The following is a 17,591-nucleotide window of genomic DNA, read 5'->3' on the forward strand; positions in this document are numbered from 1 at the left end:
TTCAACGGCGTCGGAAGAGGACACGCGCTGCCGAGACACGCCGACCGGCGGACCTCGTCGGCGCGTCTACACTGGCGCGATGAGCACCGACGCTCGCGGCCCGGCCGCGCCCCCGGCATCCCCCCGTGCCCTTCCCCGTCGCACCGTCGCGCAGTACGCGATCGGGTCCCTCGGCACGGGCGGCTTCGCGACGCTCCCCGGGCTGGTGCTGACCTACTACCTGACCGACAGCCTCGGTGTCGCGGCGATCCTCGCGGGGGTCATCGTCTCGGCTGCGAAGATCTGGGACGTCATCATCGACCCGGTCATCGGCGCCCTGACCGACCGCGACCTCGCGCGCCACGGCACGCGTCGGCGCCTCATGCTGGTCGGCTCCCTCGCGCTCCCCGTCCTGTTCGCCGTGACCTTCGCCGTGCCGCCGGCGCTCGGGCCGATCGTCGGCGCGATCTGGGTGCTCGTCGCTTTCCTGCTCACCGCGACCGCGTTCAGCCTCTTCCAGGTGCCGTACATCGCGCTCCCCGCCGAGCTCACCGAGAGCTACGACGCACGCACGACGCTTCTCACGTGGCGCGTCGTGGTCCTCACCTTCGCGATCCTGCTCTTCGGTGCGGGCGGCCCCCTGCTGCGCACCGTCACGGGTGATCCGACGACGGGCTACCTCGTGATGGGCATCGTCGCGGGCATCACGATCGGCGTCGGCATGCTCATCGCGACCGGCGCCGCGCGCCACGCGCTCGCGACGCGTCCGGTCATGGAGGTCGCCGGGTCCGCGACAGCCGCGGAAGCCGAATTCGTGGCCGACGAGATCGCCGGCACGAGCGGGACGACGACGGATGCCTCGCCTTCGGCGTTCGGCTCCGGCATCCGTGCCAACTACCGTGCGGCCATCGACGCGCTGCGCCGCAGTCAGCCCTTCCGCGCGCTGCTCGCGACATTCCTGCTGCAGGCGCTCGCGACGGGGCTCATGCTCGCGGGAGCGCAGTACCTCGCGACGTGGGTGCTGAAGTCGGAGGATGCCGTGACCTTCCTCTTCGTCGCACTCATCGCGCCGGCTCTGTTCGCGGCGCCCGGGTGGGGATGGCTCGCACGCCGCAACGGCAAGGAGCGCGTCTTCGCGGTCGCGAGCATCGTCTTCGCGATCGCCGCGCTCGCGACGGTCGGCGCGATCTGGGCGCCGGGAGCCTGGATCTACCTCCCCGTCGCGTTCGCGGGCATCGCGTACGCGGGCATGCAATCGCTGCCGATGGCGATGCTCCCGGACGTCATCGCACACGATGCCCAGCGCAACGGCCCCGGTCGCGCGGGAGCGTTCGGCGGTGTCTGGACCGCGGGTGAGACGACGGGCTTCGCGCTCGGCGCCACCGCGCTGTCGATCGTGCTCGCCGCGACCGGATACATCGCATCGACGGCCGGCGAGTCGGTGACGCAGCCCGCAACAGCCCTCACCGGCATCGTGATCAGCTTCAGCGTCGTGCCCGCCGCGCTCATCGCCGTCAGCCTCGTGACCCTCGCGCGCTACCGCCTCCGCCGGCAGGACATCGAGTCGCAGCAGGACTGAGACTGCGTCCCGCCGTGGCGGTCGTAGACTGGACCATCCCGCCCGAAGGAGAGCGCCGTGCCCGACGCCGCACCCGTCAAGACGCGCCCGACCGCGCCTGAGAAGACGACCCTCGCCGAGGCCCCCGCGCTCGACAGCGCGATCGCCGACCTCGGCACCGGCCTGCGCGCCTGGGTGCACGTGACGCTGGCCCAGCGCGCGAAGCTGCTCGAGCGCCTGCACGCGACGGTCTCGGCCGTCGCCGAGGAGTGGGCCGACACGGCGGCGACCTCGAAGGGTCTCGAGCCCGGGCATCCCCTCCGCGGTGAGGAATGGCTTTCGGGCCCCTACGCGACCCTCGTCGCGATCGACGCGTATCGCGGCTCGCTGGAGAAGCTCGCGAAGGGCGAAAGTCCGCTCGCGGGTATCCCGACCGAGCCGGCACCCGGCGACCGGCGCCGCGCGCACGTGTTCCCGCAGAACCCGATCGACAACATGCTGCTGTCGGGCTACACCGGCGAGATCTGGTTCACTCCGGGGACGACGGATGCCGCCGCCCGCCGCGACGCCGGTCTCGCGCAGCTGCACCCGACGACCCCCGGCGGCGTCGGTCTCGTCCTGGGCGCGGGCAACGTGACATCCATTCCCGTCCTCGACGTGCTCTACGAACTGCTGGCGAACAATCGCGTCGCGATCCTCAAGGTCAACCCGACTCAGGACGTCCTCGTGCCCGTCTACGAGCGCGCGCTCGCCCCCCTCGTCGAGCCGGGCTTCTTGCGCATCGTGCGCGGGGGCGGGGATGTCGGCGCCTACCTCACCACGCACAAGGGCGTCGACCACGTCCACATCACGGGCGCCGCGCCGACGTTCGACGCGATCGTGTGGGGGACGGGCGCGCCGGCCGCTCGGCGCAAGCGCGAGAATCGCCCGCAGCTGAAGAAGCCCATCACCGCCGAGCTCGGCGGCGTCTCCCCCATCATCGTCGTCCCCGGCGTCTGGTCTGACGCCGATCTGCGGTTCCACGCCGAGCACGTCGCGACGATGCGGCTGCAGAACAGCGGGCACAACTGCATCGCGGGGCAGGTCGTGCTCCTGAGCGCGGAGTGGCCGCAGCGGGACGCGTTCCTCGCGGCGCTGCGCACGGCGTATGACGCCGCCCCGGCACGCCCGGTCTGGTATCCGCGCAGCGACGAGAAGCTGGCGGCCGCAGCATCCGGCTATCCCTCTGCCGACTGGTGCGGCGACGGCACGCGCGCGCTCATCGAGATCGAGCCGGGCGAGGACCCTGCGGCACTCGAGACGACGGAGTACTTCGCGCCGGTCCTCGGCGTCGTCTCGCTGCCGGGCAACGGACAGGAGTTCCTCGACAACGCCGTCGCGCACGCCAACGACCACCTGGTCGGAACCCTCGGTGCGAACGTCCTCATCGACCCCGTCACCGAGACCGCTCTCGGGGCGGGTTTCGAGCGTGCGATCGCCGAGCTGCGCTACGGCTCGATCGCGATCAACACGTGGACGGCCTTCGTCTTCCTCACCCCCACGCTCGCGTGGGGCGGATTCCCCGGTGCGACGCTGCAGCACGTCGAAAGCGGCATCGGGATCGTGCACAACGCGCTCCTGCTCGATCACGTCGAGCGCTCGATCGCGCGCGGTCCGTTCCGCCCGCTGCCGCGGTCCCTCTCGGCGCTGACCGGCAAGGGCCGCATGTCGGTGCTCCCCAAACCGCCGTGGTTCGTGACCTCCCGCACGGGCGCGTCGGTCAGCGAGGGCTTCACCCGGTTCCGCATGGACGGTGATTGGGCTCGCCTCGTGGGCACGCTCGTCCAGGCGTTCCGCGCATGACCCGCGACGACCTCACCACCGACTACGTCGTCGTGGGCGCAGGGTCGGCGGGCGCCGCTCTCGCGGCGCGCTTGAGTGAGGATCCGACCGTCACGGTGCTGCTGCTCGAGGCCGGCGCCCCCGACAAGGCGCTCGAACTGCACGTGCCCGCGGCGTTCTCGAAGCTCTTCCGCGGCGCGTACGACTGGGACTACGACACCGTTCCGCAGGAGCGCCTCAAAGGTCGCACGGTCTACTGGCCGCGCGGCAAGACGCTCGGCGGCTCGTCATCGCTCAACGCGATGATGTGGGTCCGCGGGTTCGCCGCCGATTACGACGAATGGGCGGATGCCGCGGGCCCCGCGTGGTCGTGGGACTCGCTCGTCCCCTACTTCCGGCGGGTCGAGAACACGCAGGATCCGACGCATCCCTCTCAGGGCACCAGCGGTCCGCAAGCGGTCGAGCACCAGCGCGATCCGCGGCGGCACACGCGCGCGTTCCTCGACGCGGCGCGCGAGGCGGGCTACCCCGTCACGGCCCCCAACCTCCCTGAGGGGCAGGGGTTCACGCAGACGATGGTGTCCCAGCACCGCGGCGGGCGCGCGTCGACGGCCGACGCCTACCTGCGTCCCGCGAAGGGTCGCGCGAACCTGCGGATCGTGACGAATGCGCACGTGCGACGCGTGACCTTCTCGAAAGGCGAGACTCCGCGCGCGTCCGGCGTCTACGTCGACATCGACGGCATCACACGGCATGCCACGGCAACGCGCGAAGTGATCCTCTCGGGCGGAGCTGTCAACACTCCTCAGCTGCTCATGCTCTCGGGCATCGGCCCCGCGGAGCACCTCGCCGAGCACGGGATCGACGTCCTCGTCGATGCGCCCGACGTCGGCGCGAATCTGCAGGATCACCTCGTCGCGGGCCTCGCGCCCGCCGCTCAGAGCGGTACGCTCTTCGGCGCCGAACGCGTCGCCGAGCTCGCCCGCTACCTCACCGCCCGCAAGGGCATGCTGACCTCGAACGTGGGCGAGGGATGCGGGTTCCTGCGCACCCCCGTCGCCGATCGCTCCGGAATGGCGGCAGACCTTCCGGACATCGAGATCATCTTCGCCCCCGTGCCCTACGTCGGCGAGGGTCTCGTGCCGACGCCGGCCGAGGGCATCACCGTCGGCGCGATCCTGCTCCGGCCGCACAGCCGCGGCACGATCCGTCTCGCGTCGGCCGACCCGTTCGCGAAGCCCGTCATCGACCCGCGCTACCTCACCGACGACGACGGCTTCGATGAGGCGACGATGCTCGCAGGCCTCGCGGCGTGCGAGCGGATCATCGACACCGACGCGCTCCGCGCCGTCACGACGGGGGCCTGGATCCAGCCCGAGGGCGGCGAGTCCATGACCTCAGCCGAGCGCGCGGAGCTCGCACTCCACCGCTACTCGCACACGCTCTACCACCCCGTGGGCACGGCGCGGATGGGGATGGATGCCGCCTCCGTCGTCGATCCGCAGCTCCGCGTCCGGGGGGTCGACGGACTGCGCGTCGCCGATGCATCCATCATGCCCTCACTCATCCGCGGACACACGAACGCCCCCGCGATCGTCATCGGGGAGGTCGCCGCCGACCTCCTGACCCGCGTACCCTGAGCGTCGAAGGGGAACGAACGATGCCACGGACGTCTGCCGCTGCCACGCGCGATCGCATGCTCGACGCAGCGGCCGGCGAGATCCTCGCGGTGGGCTACGCGAGCGCGTCGCTGTCGTCGATCGCCGCTCGGCTCGGTGTGACGAAGGGTGCGCTCGCGTACCACTTCCCCTCGAAGAGCGACATGGCCGATGCTCTCTTCGCCCACGCACTGGGCATGCATGCGCGGCTCGAGGCGTCGATCAGCGAGGCCGGTCTGCGGGGGGTGCGCGCGCTCGTCGCGAACGGCTCGGCGACGGGGCTCTACACGCAGACCGACCTTCGCTTCGCGGCCGCGACGTCGATGCTCCTCACGCCGGGGACGGGCGGGCTCACGCTGCCTCCTCTGCTGTCCGACCTCGCCGATCTCTATGCGGGCTACCTTCGCGAGGCGATCGAGGACGGGGAGGTGCCCGCCGATCTCGACCCCGTCGATGCGGGCGAGTTCATGCTCACGGGGGGACTCGGTCAGATCTCGTTCCTCACCCGTCATCCCGAGCGTCAGGGCTCGCGCGACATGCGCTTCACGCGGTGGCAGCTTCGGGCGATCGGCGTCGCAGACGTCGACCGCCTGATCGACGGCGCCCTCGCCGCCGGGATCATCGTGCCCGCCCGATTCGACCAGCCGGGCTTCACCGCGACGGACTAGATGGTCTGCTGTCGCGCGCGCAGGATCGCATCCCGACGCTGCTGCGGAGTCACACCGTACTGACGGCGGAAATGCGCGCGCATCACGCCCGCGGTCGAGAACCCCGACCGACCGGCGACCTCGGCGAGCGAGAGATCCGGACGTCCCACGAGGAGGTCCTCGGCCGAGGCGAGCCGTCTGCGAGCGATCAGGTTGGCGATCCCGCCCGAGTCGGGGAAGGCCCGGTAGAGCTGACGCCGGCTGATGTACAGCTCACGTGCGATGTGGTCGACGCCGAAGGTCGGGGTGCGGTGCCGTTCCTCGATGTGCTGCAGCGCAGCGCATCGCAACTCGGCCAGGGACTCTCCGAAATCGCCGTCGTCGATCGCCCATGCCGTGTAGTGGGACTCCCACGCGGTGGCATCGGAGACATCGGCTGTCTTGTTCTGCATACTCTGCACGTGCCGCGACCCCCCGGTCCGGCACTGACCCCCCTTGCATACCTAGACGATCGTCTATATACTCGCAAAGTATACCAGGACGGCGCTGCGCGCCCCGGGTAGCATGTCAGTCGACGTCGGCGAAGCGGTCGGTCGCGAGCCTGAGCGCGGCAGCGATTCCCGGCTCGGTCGCCGAGTGCGATGCGTCCGGCACGACGACGAGTTCCGCTTCCGGCCACGCGCGGTGCAGGTCCCACGCCGTCATGATCGGCGTGCACACGTCGTAGCGCCCCTGCACGATGACGGCCGGGATCTCGCGGAGCTTCGTGGCGTCCTCGATGAGCTGGCCCTCGCGGAACCACCCGCCGTGCAGGAAGTAGTGGTTCTCGATGCGTGCGAACGCGGTCGCCGCCGCCGGTTCGGTCATGTCGGCGACGAGCTGCGGATCGGGGCGCAGCGTCAGGGTGGATGCCTCCCACTTCGACCAGGCGACGCCCGCGGGCAGGTGCACGGCCGGGTCGGGGTCGGTGAGCCGCCGGTGGTACGCCTCGATGAGCCGCGAACGCTCGAGCACGGGGATCGGAGCGATGAACTCCTCCCACAGGTCGGGGAAGATCGCCGACGCCCCACCCTCGTAGAACCACTCGAGTTCGTGTCGGCGCAGCGTGAAGATGCCGCGCAGCACGAGCTCGGTCACCGCTTCGGGGTGCGCCTGGGCGTAGGCGAGCGCGAGGGCACTGCCCCAGGAGCCGCCGAACACCTGCCAGCGATCGATCCCCAGGTTGCGCCGCAGCAGCTCCATGTCCGCCACGAGGTGCCAGGTGGTGTTGAAGCGCAGATCCGCATGCGGATCGCTCGCGTGCGGCGTCGACTTGCCGCACCCGCGCTGATCGAACAGCACGATGCGATACCGCTCGGGATCGAAGAACCGGCGCTGCCACGGCGAGGTCCCCGCGCCCGGGCCGCCGTGCAGGAACACGACCGGCTTGCCCTGGGGGTTGCCGGACTGCTCCCAGTGGACGCGGTTGCCGTCGCCCACGATGAGCTCGCCCGACTCGTACGGCTCGAGGGGCGGATAGAGGATGCCGTCGAGTGCGTCGCTCACAGGCTGCCCCCCGAGGGCTCGAACGTGTCGCACGCCTGGTAGCCCCTCTCGTACCCGGTGAGGAACCAGCGCTGACGCTGTTCGCTGGATCCGTGGGTCCAGGTCTCGGGGTTGACGCCCTGCCCGGCCGCCTGCTGGATGTGGTCGTCACCGACGGTCTGCGCGGCATCCAGCGCGTCACGGATCTCGATCTCGGTCGGCGCCTGCAGGAACGGCACGCCGTTCTCGTCGACCTGTTGGGTCATCGACCCGACCCAAGCGCCCGCGAAGCAGTCGGCCTGCAGCTCGGTGCGCACACCGTTGCTGTCGGGACCCGTGCCGTTGTTCGGATAGCGCTGCATGATCCCCGCGATGTTCTGGATGTGGTGCCCGTACTCGTGCGCGAGCACGTAGATCTGCGCGAGCGGACCGGCCGACGCGCCGAACTGCTGACGCAGCAGACCGAAGAACGTCGGGTCGACGTAGACCGTCTCTTCGGGCGGGCAGTAGAACGGCCCGGTCTGATTCGAGGCCGTTCCGCACTGGGTCTGGGTGGAACCATCGACGATGACGAGTTCGGGCGCCCGATAGTCCTGCACGTTGCCGGCCCAGTACTGATCGATGGCGAGGGATGCCGCGGCCAGCCGGCAGTCGTCCCGTTCATTCGCGTCGGCACCCGTCTCGCAGTTCGTGATCTCGCTGCTCTCCCCCGCTCCTCCGGTCTGCGGGATGCCTCCGCCGAGGAGTCCCGAGAGGTCTCCGCCGGTGAACAGGCTGAAGAGCAGGATGACGAGTCCACCGAGCCCGGCGATGCCGCCGCCGGCGATCGCGACGCCGGGACCACGGCGAGTCGCCTTGTTGCCTCCGACGCGGGCGTTGTCGTTGAAGGTCATGCCTCACGGTACCGCGCGGCCGCCGCGCCCGCCGGGATATCGGCCGCTCGCTAGGCTCTCGGCATGGAGCGATCTTCGACCATCACGATCACCGGCGCCGGTGGACAGATCGGCTACGCGTTGCTCTTCCGCATCGCGGCGGGCGACATGCTCGGCCCCGATCGGCCCGTGCGTCTGCGGCTGCTCGAGATCCCGCAGGGCGTGCGGGCTGCCGAGGGCGCCGCGCTCGAGCTGCAGGACTGCGCGTTCCCGCTGCTCGAGAGCGTCGACGTGACCGTGAGCGCCGAGGATGCCTTCGACGGTGCCGAGATCGGGATGCTGGTGGGCGCCCGCCCCCGCGGCCCGGGCATGGAGCGCGCCGACCTGCTCGCCGCCAACGCCGGGATCTTCGGGCCGCAGGGGGCGGCGATCGCGAAGGGTGCGGCATCCGGATTCCGTGCCGTCGTCGTCGGCAATCCGGCCAACACCAACGCGCTCATCGCCGCGAACGCCGCCGAGGGCATGCCCGAAGGTCGCTTCACGGCGCTGACGCGCCTGGACCACAACAGGGCGGTCGGTCAGCTCGCCGAGGCCCTCGAGATCGGTGCGGGCGCGATCGCCGACGTCATCATCTGGGGCAACCATTCGGCGACGCAGTTCCCCGACATCGCGCACGCGCAGCTGGCCGACGGTCGCACCGTCTTCGACGCACTCGCGGATCGAATGGGTGGCCCCATCGCGGCGCTCGCGTGGCTCGACGACGTGTTCATCCCGCGGGTCGCAGGGCGCGGAGCCGAGATCATCGAGGTCCGCGGCTCGTCATCGGTCGCGTCGGCCGCGAACGCTGCGATCGAGCACGTCCGCGATGAGCAGCGGGGTTCGCGGCGCGGCTGGACATCGGCCGCCGTCGTCTCACGAGGCGAGTACGGCGTGCCCGAAGGCCTCGTCTGCTCGTTCCCCGTGATCTCCCGAGGCGACGGCGAGGGCTACCGCGTCGTGGAAGGTCTCGACTTCGACCCGCGCGGACGCGCCCTGTTCGAGGCGTCCGTCGCCGAACTCGTCGCCGAGCGCGATGCCGTGCGCGCACTCGGAGTGCTGTGAGCGAGGTCCTCGACCCGCTCGTCCTGATCATCATCGGGGTGGTCGTCATCGCCATCGCGACCGCCATCGGGCCGAAGCTGAACATCGCGGGGCCGCTCATCCTGGTGCTGCTCGGACTCGGCGTGAGCGTGTTGCCCTTCGTCAACGTGCCCGAGATCGATCCCGACATCATCCTCGTCGGCGTGCTGCCGCCTTTGCTCTACTCGGCCGCGGTGTCGCTTCCGGCGATCGAGTTCCGCCGCGACTTCGGCCCGATCGCAGGGCTTTCGGTGCTGCTCGTGCTGTTGAGCTCCCTGGCGCTCGGGTTCTTCTTCTCGGCCGTGATCGGCATCCCGTTCCTCCTGGCCCTCGCGCTCGGCGCGATCCTCAGTCCGACCGACGCGGTCGCGACGTCGATCGTCAAACGCCTGGGCATCTCGAGGCGTGTCGTGACGCTGCTCGAGGGCGAGAGCCTGCTCAACGACGCGACCGCACTGGTGATCCTGCGCGTCTCGATCGCGGCCCTCGCGATCGGATCGATCTCGCCCGGACAGTTCGTCGGCTCCTTCCTGTGGGGCGTCTTCATCGCGAGCCTGGTCGGAGCCGTCATCGGCTATCTCAACCTCCGTCTTCGAGCGCTCATCCGCCACTCCGCGGCGAACACCGCGATCGGCTTCGTCGTGCCCTTCGCCGCCTACCTTCCGACCGAGCACCTCGGAGGATCCGGCCTCGTCGCGGCGGTCGTGGCCGGCATCGTCACGGGCCAGGGGTCCGTGCGGTGGTTCACCCCCGAGCAGCGACTGTCCGACGAGCTCAACTGGCGCACCGTAGAGCTCGTTCTCGAGGGCGCCGTCTTCCTCGTCATGGGGCTCGAGCTGAAGGCGATCCTCGACCAGAACCTCAATCGAGACGGTGGAGCGGGCTTCGGCGTCGTCCTCGCGATCGCGGCGCTGGGCATCATCCTCGTCGTGCGGGCGGCATGGGTCTCGGTGCTGGTCTGGATCCAGAGCAGACGCGCGCGCGGCAGGCAGCGCGAGCGGCTCGAGCGATTCGGAGACCGCCTGGACCAGCTCGCAGAGGCCCCGCCGACCACCCGTGACGGCCGTGGAATGGGAGGTGACCCCGCGCAGCAGGAGCGTCGCATCGGGTCGGCGCGCAAGCGACTGTCGCGCGCACTCGCCGATCTCGACTACTACCAGGGCCAGCCCTTGGGATGGAAGCACGGCACGATCATCGTGTGGGCCGGCATGCGCGGAGTCGTGACCCTCGCCGCGGCGCAGACCCTTCCGCGCGGTGACGAGACCCCTGAGCGCGCGCTCCTCATCTTCATCGCGTTCCTCGTCGCTGTCGGAAGCCTCATCATCCAGGGCTTCACGTTGCCGTGGCTGGTTCGGATGCTGCGACTCGACGCGGGCGACGAAGAGGGCATCGACCGCGAGGATCAGCAGCGCATCGATGACGAGCTCCGCGCGGCAGCCGGTGCGGCGCTGTCAGCTCCCGGACTCGCGCGTCGCGACGGAACACCCTTCCCCGACGGCTTCGCGGCGAGAGTCGGCGCGCGCTTCACCGAGCCGCCTGACGACGAGACCACGGCGCTCGCCCGCGACATGCTGGAGCTGCGACTCGCGATGATCGAGGCGATGCGCGCCCGCCTGCTCGAGCTGTCGTCGGGTGGTGTGCACTCGACGACGGCGCTGCGCCACGCCCTGGCCGAGCTCGACGCGGATGAGATCAGCCTTCAGCTGCGTCTCGACGACGACGACTGACCTCGGCGGTATCGCGATGTCGCCGCGACGGGTCAGAATAGACGCGACGAAGGGTGCGGTCATGAGCGAGTCGACGAGCACGGATGCCGCGGTCATGCGCGCCCACGACGGCTCTCCTGGAGCCGACACGAGCCCGATCCACCTTCCGCATCCGGCGGCCGAATGCCCCAAATGCTTCACCGAGCTGCAAGCCGATCGCGACTGGTGGCTCGCCCGCCCTGCCGGCTCACGCCTCGTCGGACTCGTGGTCTCGCGCGACGACATGCCGTCCGTCACCGAGCAGCGCAACGACCTCACACGGTTCGGAGTGCCGATCGAGGGGTTCCGGCATCCCGCACCCGAGACTCTCGAGTCGTGGGAGGACCGCCTCGTCCGGCTCCTCGGGCGCCTGGGTCGCGGCGACGTCCTCGTGGTCGCGAACGTGCATGCGCTCGGCCGCGACATCGAGGAGGAGACCCGCACGGTCGCAGAGCTCCACCGTCGCGGGGTCGTCGTGAAGGTCGTCAGCCACGGTGGACGCCACCTGTTCGAACCCGGGCGCTGACAGCAGCGGAACGGGCGTCGGCCGCTACGCCCCGACGTAGGCCTTGAGGTGCTGCGCCGTGAGCGTCTTGTTCTCGGCCACGAGGTCGGCAGGCGTGCCCTCGAACACGACACGGCCGCCGTCGTGGCCCGCCCCGGGGCCGATGTCGATGATCCAGTCCGCGTGGGCCATGACGGCCTGGTGGTGCTCGATGACGATGACCGAGTTGCCGGCCTCGACGAGGCGGTCCAGCATCCCGAGCATGTTGTCGACATCGGCGAGGTGGAGGCCCGTCGTCGGCTCGTCGAGCACGTAGATCGCGCCCTTCTTCGCCATCGAGATCGCGAGCTTCAGCCGCTGCCGCTCGCCGCCCGAGAGCGTGTTGAGCGCCTGACCGAGCGTGATGTAGCCCAGACCGACGTCGATCATGCGCAGGAGCGTCGCGTGCGCGGTGCCCTTCGTGAGGAACTCGGATGCCTCGGCCGCCGACATCGCGAGGACCTCGGCGATGTTCTTGCCGTCGAGCAGGTACTCCAGCACTTCGTCGCTGAATCCCGAGCCGCCGCACAGTTCGCAGAGCGTCTCGACGGTCTGGGTGAATCCGAGCGTCGTGATGATGACACCCAGACCGCGGCACGCGGGGCATGCGCCCTCGGAGTTGGCGCTGAACAGCGCGGGCTTCACGCCGTTGGCCTTGGCGAAGGCCGTGCGGATCGTGTCGAGAATGCCCGTGTACGTCGCCGGGCTGGAGCGGCGGTTGCCCTTGATGGGCGACTGGTCGACCACCACGACATCGTCGAACCCCGGGATGTTGCCGTGGATGAGGGATGACTTGCCCGACCCGGCGACGCCCGTGACCACCGTCAGGATGCCGAGGGGCACATCGACGTCGACGTCCTTGAGGTTGTGCTGCGTCGCGCCGCGGATCTCGAGCGCGCCCTTCTTGTCGCGCGTCGACGGCTTGAGCTTCGCGCGGTCGTCGAGGTGCCGGCCCGTGATGGTCCCCGAGGCGCGCAGGCCCGCGACATCCCCCGTGTACTGGATCTCGCCGCCGGCACGCCCGGCTCCGGGGCCGAGGTCGACGATGTGATCGGCGATCTCGATGACCTCGGGCTTGTGCTCGACGACCAGCACGGTGTTGCCCTTGTCACGCAGGAGCTGCAGCAGCGCGTTCATGCGCTGGATGTCATGGGGGTGCAGGCCCGCCGTGGGCTCGTCGAACACGTACGAGATGTCGGTGAGGGCCGAGCCGAGGTGGCGGATCATCTTCGTGCGCTGCGACTCACCGCCCGAGAGCGTCCCCGAGGCGCGGTCGAGCGAGAGGTAACCGAGGCCGATGTTCACGAACGAGTCGATCGTGTGGCGCAGCCCCGCCATAAGCGGACCCACCGACGGGTCGTCGATCGTGGCGAGCCACGCCGCGAGGTCCGTGATCTGCATCGCCGCGGCATCCGCGATGTTGACGCCCTTGATCTTGGAGGATCGCGCGCCCTCGTTGAGCCGTGAACCGCCGCAATCCGGACACGGCATGAACTTGACGGCGCGGTCGACGAAGGCGCGGATGTGGGGCTGCAGCCCATCGCGATCCTTCGTGAGGAAGGACTTCGTGATCTTCGGCACGAGCCCCTCGTAGGTCATGTTGATGCCCTGGATCTTGACCTTCGTGGGCTCCTTGTAGAGGAAGTCCTGGCGCTGCTGCTCGGTGAAGTCCTTGATCGGCGTGTCGGCGGGCACGAACCCGGACTCGCTGAACTGGCGCACCATCCACCCGTCGACGTTGTAGCCCGGGATCGTGAGCGCCCCCTCGGAGATCGACTTGTCCTTGTCGAACAGCTCGTCCAGATCGACATCGCTCACTTCGCCGAGGCCCTCGCACTTCGGGCACATACCGCCCGTGACCTCGAACGAGCGACGCTCCTTGACCTTCTTGCCACCCTTCTCGAACGTCACCGCTCCAGCGCCCGAGACCGACGGGATGTTGAACGAGAACGCCTGCGGAGACCCGACATGCGGCTGACCGAGACGGCTGAAGAGGATGCGCAGCATCGCCGAGGCGTCGGTCGCCGTGCCGACGGTCGAGCGCGAGTTCGCACCCATGCGCTCCTGATCGACGATGATCGCGGGGCTCACGTTCTCGAGCGCATCCACTTCGGGGCGGCTGAGCTGCCCCATGAACTGCTGCACGAAGGTCGGGTAGGTCTCGTTGATGAGGCGCTGCGACTCGTTCGCGATCGTTCCGAACACGAGGGATGACTTGCCCGAGCCGCTCACTCCCGTGAAGACCGTGAGCCTGCGCTTGGGGATGTCGACGTCGACGTTCTTCAGATTGTTCTCGCGTGCTCCGACGACGCGGATGACTTCGTGCGAATCCGCGATGTGCTTCTCGGTCACAGGGTGCCTCTCGTTCGATGCGACCTCCATTGTGGACCGCAACGCGGACACCGCGCTTCCTCGATCCTGCTCAGTCACGGTGACGGGCGGTGACGGCCAGACAGATCCACCAGATCGGCTGCGCCGTGTAGGCGAGGAAGCCCGGGATGCCGGCGAGATAGGCGACCGCCTCACGCCCACCGGTTTCGGCGGGGATGGCGAAGGAGATGGCGAAGACGAGCGCGGCGAGAGCGAACGCAGCCACGATCACGACGGCGAAGGCCCGCATCCACCGCGGCAGCACTCGCCGCTGCGCACCGACGCTCCCCGCGCACACCACCCACGCCGCGAGGAGCACGATCTGCGGAGCCGAGGCCGCGAACTGGTCGTCGAGCGTCGCCTCGCCATGGATGAAGAGCCACGTCACGACGGCCGAAGCAGCGAATGATGCCGCGACGAGCGCCGACAGGATCCACAGCCACCATCGCGCGGCCGCGACGGCGCAGAAGAGCAGGACGGCGAGGATGACCGGTGGGGCCGCGACCACGCCGAACCAGTCGCTGAGGGGCCCGAAGAGGTCGGTCGTCGGCACCAACCCGATCATCGACGTCTCGAGGGTGAAGAAGAGCACGACGGCGGCACTGCCCGCGAGGGCGATCGCGCCGTAGAGGAGCGCGCACACGCGCAGCGCCGTCAGCATCGGGTGCTCCTACTCCGGGTCGTTGCCCATGTCTCCGCCGTGGTCGAACGGCGTGGTGATCCCGCGGTAGGCGAGATGCGTGACCATGCCGAGCGCGGCGTGCTCGAGGTTGTGGCAGTGGTCCATCCAGATGCCGGGGTTGTCGGCGTACAGCGCGACCTCCCACACTTCTCCCGGGCCAACGTCGAACGTGTCGAGCCACAGCGGCTGCGTCGGGGCGCGGCCGTCGACCGAGAGCACGCGGACGGAGTGCCCGTGAGGATGCATGGGGTGGGTCTCGAAGCTGCGGTTCACGAGGCGGATGCGCACAGTGTCGCCTTCGTCGACCACGGTCGGCTCGATGAAGGGGTAGACCCGACCGTCGACCGTGTACGCGTAGTTCGGAGCGCCGTCGACCAGGCGTGGCTGCCGATCGAGCACGACCGATCGCTCGACGTCGAACCGCTCGGCGGTGATCGCGGCCTCGATCTCACGCGCCGCCTCGGAGTGATCGGGTTTGGTGGGAATGAGATCGCGGAGCGGATCGAACGCGTCATCCGGCACCGCGAGGTCGGGGATCTCGGCGTTGGCCGTCGGCACGAGGGCGAGTCCCGCCGTTCGCGCTGTCGCGACGCCCACGCGCACGACTGTCGAGGGCATCTCGAGCACGAGATCGGCGCGGCCCCCCGCCGCGAGGACGATCGATCTGCGCTCGATCGGGTCGGACGCGACGGCTGTGCCGTCCAGGGCCACGACACGGAAGGGCGCGCCATCGACCATGAAGGTCTGCGGCGCCTGGTCTGTGTTGATGAGACGCACCCGTACGGAGTCACCGGTCGACACCACCCGCGACTCGAGCTCGTCGCTCGTGCCGAGAACCACGTGCCCCGAGAAGCTGTGAACGGGCAGCACGAGATCGACGTCCTCGGTCTGTCCGCCCGCGGGCTGTACGACGAGGGTTCCGTAGAGACCGCGGACGACGCCCTCGGACCCGCGCTGGTGCGTGTGGTACCAGTAGGTGCCGGGCTGCGTCATGAGCACGTCCGCCTCGAACACGGCACCGGGGACGACGGCGTCCTGCGTGACACCCGCGACGCCGTCGAACGCGTTCGCGACGGGGTAGCCGTGCCAGTGCACCGTCGCGCCCGCATCGACATCGACGTTGGTCAGTCGCATGGCGAGCGTGTCGCCCACCCGAGCGACGATGGCGGGGCCGGCGAGTGCGCCGAAGGTCCACGCGTCGACGGATGCCCCGGACCGGAGCGCGATCCGCTGCTCCTGCGCCGCGAGCTCGATGGGGATCGTCTCGCCGACCCGTGGCGGCGCCGTCGGCGCTGCCGTGAGCTCGATGATCGACGTTCCCGGCACTGCTCCCGGAGCCTCACCGGGTGCGTGCGCGACCGTGGGCCCGAATCCACCCGCCTGCAGAGCCCCGGCACCGGTGGAGCCGATGAAGCCGACGACGACCGCGCCGACCACGAGGAGACCGGATGCCGCGCTCGCCGCGATCGCGGGTCGACGCGTCGTACCGCCGCGCGCGAGCGCGGTCACCGCGCCCGCGCCCGCGACGACAACGATGGAGGACACGGCGGCCGCAGGGCCCACGGGCGCCCCGACCGCGACCGTGAGCACGATCTCGGTCAGGGCCGCCGCCGCGGCCGCGGCGAAGGACCCGCCCGTGATCGCGTCCCGCCGCGTCGAGGGCGTGCGCCGCGGCATCCACCACATCGCGGCGGCCAGAGCCGATGCCGCGACGCTCAGCGGCAGACCGACGAAGAGCTTCTCCTGCGCGAATCCGAGGGCGTGCTGCGCGAGCAGCCACGCGAGGGTTCCGCGCACGGCCAACGCGGCGAGTGCGGCCGCGACGAGCCATCCGACGAGTCGCTGCCGACGACGGGACTCCGCGAGCGCGAACGCCCAGCATCCTGCGCCTGCCGCGGCGAGCGCGAGATAGCCGAGACCCATCAGGACGGCGAGCACGGACGCGTCCGGTCAGGTCTGGAGGGCATCCGCCGAGCGACGGACGATCGGCCCCATCGCCTTCACGCGGACGAACACCCACGCCGTCAGGAGAAGCAGCACTGTACCCCCGAGACCGTGCAGGGCCAGAACGTACGACGTCGCACCGGGTGTCGTGGCGTTGGGGGGCGGGCTCGCACCCATCGCTCCAGCGATGATGAAGTAGGCGGTCTGCAGCGCCAGGAGCACGAGACAGACGAACGTCAGGATGATGTTCGTCCGGCCGATCCTCGCGATGAAGCCGAAGACGATCCAGAGGATCAGGAGGATGGGCAGGATGATCCGGCCGTTCATGCCGTGGAAGCGGAAGAGCTCTTCCTCGGGTTCGGAGAAGACGCCGAGCGCCGCGAGATAGAGCTGGGCGATGAGTGAGAGCGTCAGCAGGGCGTTGATGACGAGGAACGCTTTGCGCATGAGGAACCTCCTTGTTCGCGCGTAAGAGCGTGGAGTGCCCGGCGGGCGATGCTGATACCGCGCCGGTTCTGTGGGCGATGCATCACACGGTAGAAGCGCGCTGCTACGGGGGCCACCGTGCTGGCCACACAGTTCGAGTCGGGTTACCACCGATCACGAAGGTGGATGCCCCGACGACACGATGTGAAAGGATCCTGATTATCAGGCAACCTTTGTTATGGTCGGATTGTGCCACCAGCAGACGGCCCCCGCAAGACCCGCGACCACCGGGTGAACACCATCGCGATGATGGGAGCCGCATACAGCCTGTTGGGTTTCGACATCGTGGACGGGGTCGTGGGGGCCGGTTACCCGCAGAAGCCGAAGCATTCCGCCGTCTTCGGCCAGCTCGGGCCGGAGGGGTCGCGACTGACGACCCTCGCCAAGGGTGCGAACATGACGCCTCAGGCGATGGGGGAGCTCGTCGACGAGATGGAAGAGCTCGGCTACGTCGTCCGCGAGCCCGATCCGACGGACCGCCGCGCGAAGATCGTGCGCCTCACACCGCTCGGTCTGCGCTGCGTCGACGCCGCGATCACGACGATCGACGGGATCGAGTCGCGGTTGGATTCCCTGCTGGGGGTCGATGGCCACGCGCAGCTGCGGGCGATGCTCGCCGCCATCCTCGCGCGGGACTGACGG

15 protein-coding genes are annotated in these 17,591 nt (G+C 69.7%); 8 read left to right on the plus strand and 7 right to left on the minus strand.

Annotated features, from left to right (window positions below; genetic code table 11):
- Nucleotides 1–79 precede the first annotated feature (79 nt).
- The 4 genes from MA876_RS03460 to MA876_RS03475 are packed head-to-tail and all read left to right on the plus strand — an operon-like array spanning nucleotide 80 to nucleotide 5,684.
- Nucleotides 80–1,558 carry an MFS transporter gene (locus MA876_RS03460; RefSeq protein WP_248146111.1) on the plus strand — a complete coding sequence of 493 codons (1,479 nt, stop codon included), beginning with the start codon at nucleotides 80–82 and terminating at the stop codon, nucleotides 1,556–1,558.
- A gap of 57 nt (nucleotides 1,559–1,615) precedes the next feature.
- Nucleotides 1,616–3,379, plus strand: a complete 1,764-nt coding sequence (locus tag MA876_RS03465; protein ID WP_248146113.1) for an aldehyde dehydrogenase family protein — start codon at nucleotides 1,616–1,618, stop codon at nucleotides 3,377–3,379.
- On the plus strand, nucleotides 3,376–4,998 hold the full coding sequence (locus tag MA876_RS03470; RefSeq protein WP_248146115.1) for a GMC family oxidoreductase: 1,623 nt from the start codon (nucleotides 3,376–3,378) through the stop codon (nucleotides 4,996–4,998). The genes MA876_RS03465 and MA876_RS03470 overlap by 4 nt, the downstream gene beginning before the upstream one ends.
- A 20-nt stretch (nucleotides 4,999–5,018) precedes the next feature.
- Nucleotides 5,019–5,684 (plus strand): TetR family transcriptional regulator, encoded by a 666-nt coding sequence (locus tag MA876_RS03475; protein WP_248146117.1) that lies wholly within the window; start codon nucleotides 5,019–5,021, stop codon nucleotides 5,682–5,684.
- On the opposite strand, the gene MA876_RS03480 is transcribed toward MA876_RS03475, so the two are convergent.
- From MA876_RS03480 to ypfJ, 3 genes are all read right to left on the minus strand, one after another.
- Nucleotides 5,681–6,115, minus strand: a complete 435-nt coding sequence (locus MA876_RS03480) for a helix-turn-helix domain-containing protein (RefSeq protein ID WP_248146119.1) — start codon at nucleotides 6,113–6,115, stop codon at nucleotides 5,681–5,683. The two genes, MA876_RS03475 and MA876_RS03480, sit on opposite strands and share 4 nt — an antisense overlap.
- 115 nt (nucleotides 6,116–6,230) lie before the next feature.
- Entirely contained in the window at nucleotides 6,231–7,208 is a 978-nt protein-coding gene (gene pip / locus MA876_RS03485; RefSeq protein WP_248146121.1) for a prolyl aminopeptidase, read from the minus strand.
- Complete coding sequence (ypfJ, locus tag MA876_RS03490; protein ID WP_248146123.1) at nucleotides 7,205–8,080, minus strand: KPN_02809 family neutral zinc metallopeptidase; 876 nt, start codon at nucleotides 8,078–8,080, stop codon at nucleotides 7,205–7,207. The genes pip and ypfJ overlap by 4 nt, the downstream gene beginning before the upstream one ends.
- A gap of 63 nt (nucleotides 8,081–8,143) precedes the next feature.
- Here ypfJ and MA876_RS03495 point away from each other — a divergent pair, with 63 nt between their 5' ends.
- The 3 genes from MA876_RS03495 to MA876_RS03505 all read left to right on the plus strand — a co-directional run bounded on the left by MA876_RS03495 (nucleotide 8,144) and on the right by MA876_RS03505 (nucleotide 11,449).
- Nucleotides 8,144–9,160 (plus strand): malate dehydrogenase, encoded by a 1,017-nt coding sequence (locus MA876_RS03495; protein ID WP_248146125.1) that lies wholly within the window; start codon nucleotides 8,144–8,146, stop codon nucleotides 9,158–9,160.
- Complete coding sequence (locus MA876_RS03500; protein ID WP_248146127.1) at nucleotides 9,157–10,905, plus strand: cation:proton antiporter; 1,749 nt, start codon at nucleotides 9,157–9,159, stop codon at nucleotides 10,903–10,905. The genes MA876_RS03495 and MA876_RS03500 overlap by 4 nt, the downstream gene beginning before the upstream one ends.
- Nucleotides 10,906–10,999: 94 nt before the next feature.
- Nucleotides 11,000–11,449, plus strand: a complete 450-nt coding sequence (locus MA876_RS03505; RefSeq protein WP_248147160.1) for a recombinase family protein — start codon at nucleotides 11,000–11,002, stop codon at nucleotides 11,447–11,449.
- A 24-nt stretch (nucleotides 11,450–11,473) separates the two neighbouring features.
- Here MA876_RS03505 and MA876_RS03510 read toward each other — a convergent pair whose 3' ends face one another.
- From MA876_RS03510 to MA876_RS03525, 4 genes are read right to left on the minus strand one after another with little or no spacing between them, the layout of a single operon-like run.
- Nucleotides 11,474–13,849, minus strand: coding sequence for an ATP-binding cassette domain-containing protein (locus tag MA876_RS03510; protein WP_372491479.1), 2,376 nt, complete (start codon nucleotides 13,847–13,849; stop codon nucleotides 11,474–11,476).
- A gap of 40 nt (nucleotides 13,850–13,889) precedes the next feature.
- Entirely contained in the window at nucleotides 13,890–14,498 is a 609-nt protein-coding gene (locus tag MA876_RS03515; protein ID WP_248146131.1) for a hypothetical protein, read from the minus strand.
- Between the two features lie 9 nt (nucleotides 14,499–14,507).
- Complete coding sequence (locus MA876_RS03520) at nucleotides 14,508–16,457, minus strand: multicopper oxidase family protein (protein ID WP_248146133.1); 1,950 nt, start codon at nucleotides 16,455–16,457, stop codon at nucleotides 14,508–14,510.
- Nucleotides 16,458–16,469: 12 nt separating this feature from the next.
- Entirely contained in the window at nucleotides 16,470–16,910 is a 441-nt protein-coding gene (locus MA876_RS03525; protein WP_248146135.1) for a DUF6220 domain-containing protein, read from the minus strand.
- A 228-nt stretch (nucleotides 16,911–17,138) separates the two neighbouring features.
- Here MA876_RS03525 and MA876_RS03530 point away from each other — a divergent pair, with 228 nt between their 5' ends.
- On the plus strand, nucleotides 17,139–17,588 hold the full coding sequence (locus MA876_RS03530; RefSeq protein WP_248146137.1) for a MarR family winged helix-turn-helix transcriptional regulator: 450 nt from the start codon (nucleotides 17,139–17,141) through the stop codon (nucleotides 17,586–17,588).
- The last annotated feature ends 3 nt before the right edge of the window (nucleotides 17,589–17,591 follow it).

The organism is Microbacterium aoyamense (genome assembly GCF_023155855.1).
Classification (GTDB): Bacteria; Actinomycetota; Actinomycetes; order Actinomycetales; family Microbacteriaceae; genus Microbacterium; species Microbacterium aoyamense.

Bases quoted from the DNA above. Each gene is read 5' to 3' on its own strand.
- MA876_RS03525 (WP_248146135.1), bottom strand. From the start codon at position 16,910: ATGCGCAAAGCGTTCCTCGTCATCAACGCCCTGCTGACGCTCTCACTC.
- MA876_RS03460 (WP_248146111.1), top strand. From the start codon at position 80: ATGAGCACCGACGCTCGCGGCCCGGCCGCGCCCCCGGCATCCCCCCGT.
- MA876_RS03510 (WP_372491479.1), bottom strand. From the start codon at position 13,849: ATGGAGGTCGCATCGAACGAGAGGCACCCTGTGACCGAGAAGCACATC.
- MA876_RS03470 (WP_248146115.1), top strand. From the start codon at position 3,376: ATGACCCGCGACGACCTCACCACCGACTACGTCGTCGTGGGCGCAGGG.
- MA876_RS03475 (WP_248146117.1), top strand. From the start codon at position 5,019: ATGCCACGGACGTCTGCCGCTGCCACGCGCGATCGCATGCTCGACGCA.
- ypfJ (WP_248146123.1), bottom strand. From the start codon at position 8,080: ATGACCTTCAACGACAACGCCCGCGTCGGAGGCAACAAGGCGACTCGC.
- MA876_RS03515 (WP_248146131.1), bottom strand. From the start codon at position 14,498: ATGCTGACGGCGCTGCGCGTGTGCGCGCTCCTCTACGGCGCGATCGCC.
- MA876_RS03505 (WP_248147160.1), top strand. From the start codon at position 11,000: ATGCGCGCCCACGACGGCTCTCCTGGAGCCGACACGAGCCCGATCCAC.
- MA876_RS03480 (WP_248146119.1), bottom strand. From the start codon at position 6,115: ATGCAGAACAAGACAGCCGATGTCTCCGATGCCACCGCGTGGGAGTCC.
- MA876_RS03495 (WP_248146125.1), top strand. From the start codon at position 8,144: ATGGAGCGATCTTCGACCATCACGATCACCGGCGCCGGTGGACAGATC.